The following is a 1,426-nucleotide window of genomic DNA, read 5'->3' on the forward strand; positions in this document are numbered from 1 at the left end:
AAAGACTTTTCTGAAAGTGGGGAGATAAAAATAGAGATCTCCGCAAATGAAAATTTAAAAGACGATCTATTAATTAGTGGAACCGATGCGGTATCTCTAGGAGCGTTAGCTGGCAATTGCGATTCGATTTTTGCATATCCAATGACACCTGGATCAGGAGTTCTCGTTGATTTAGCTAACTTTTCAAAAAATTTCGATATTTTAGTCGAACAAGCTGAGGATGAAATTGCTGCAATCAATATGGCAATAGGTGGATGGTACGCAGGAGCAAGATCAATGGTGACTACTTCTGACGGAGGATTTGCTTTAATGGAAGAAGGACTTTCTCTAGCTGGAATGATCGAATCACCGTTAGTAATTCACTTAGCCCAAAGGCCTGCCCCTGCAACAGGTTTACCAACGAGAACCGCTCAAGAAGGTTTAAATCTTGTTATACACGCTGGACATGGGGAATTTCCAAGGTTGGTCTTAGCTCCTGGCAGCCTTGAACAAGCTTTCTATTTAACTCAAAAGGCTTTTAATATTGCGGATAAATATCAAATCCCCGTATTCATTTTGACAGATCAATTTTTTGTTGATTCGTATTATAACGTTAAAAAGTTGGACCTTTCCAAAATTGAAAATAAAAAATATTTTGTAGAAACTGCCGAAGATTATAAAAGATATGACCTATCAAAAGCAAAAAACGGAGTTTCACCAAGAGGTATACCAAACTATGGTAATGGATTAGTTGTTGTAGATAGTGATGAACATGACGAAGAAGGTCATATAACGGAAGATTTGGATATCCGAATTAAAATGGTGGAAAAAAGACTCAAAAAATTTGAGGCTTTAAAGGAAGATTTTATTTCTCCCGAATTTTATGGAAATGATAACTACAAATATCTCGTCGTATGTTGGGGTTCAAATTATAATGTCGTCAAAGAAGCTCTAGAAAATATAGATAACAAGGATCTTGCTATGCTTCATTTTAGCCAAGTTTATCCCATCCCGGAAAATGTGGTTGAATTTTTAGAGAAGGCAGAAAAAATAATTGATGTTGAAAATAATGCCACAGGGCAATTTGCAAAGTTAATAAGAGCAGAAACTGGCATAAAAATAGATAGTAAAATATTAAAATTCAATGGAATGCCATTTTCAGTAGAAGAGTTATCCGCTAAGATAAGGGAGGAGTTGCAATGAGCGAAAGAAAAAATATGTTTACTCTAGAAAATGAAAAAGAATTAGACATAGCTTGGTGTCCAGGCTGTGGAAATTTTGGAATACTGAATATATTAAAAAAAGCCTTGGAAGAGATGGAAGAAATAACTCCCAACAATTTTGTACTCGTTTCAGGAATAGGGCAGGCAGCAAAAATCCCTCATTACTTTAAAAACAATGCTTTTAATGGCCTTCATGGTAGAACCTTACCCGTTGCCTTTGCCAT

1 protein-coding gene and 1 pseudogene are annotated in these 1,426 nt (G+C 35.8%); both read left to right on the forward strand.

Going from position 1 to position 1,426, the window contains the following annotated elements; genetic code table 11:
* A partial coding sequence (locus AA81_RS03375) for a 2-oxoacid:acceptor oxidoreductase subunit alpha (RefSeq protein WP_103898199.1) occupies positions 1-1,182 on the forward strand: 1,182 nt, incomplete at its 5' end.
* Positions 1,179-1,426: pseudogene (locus AA81_RS03380) on the forward strand (2-oxoacid ferredoxin oxidoreductase); the annotation flags it as partial. The gene AA81_RS03375 and the pseudogene AA81_RS03380, both read left to right, overlap by 4 nt.

The sequence above is a fragment of the Petrotoga halophila DSM 16923 genome (assembly GCF_002924615.1).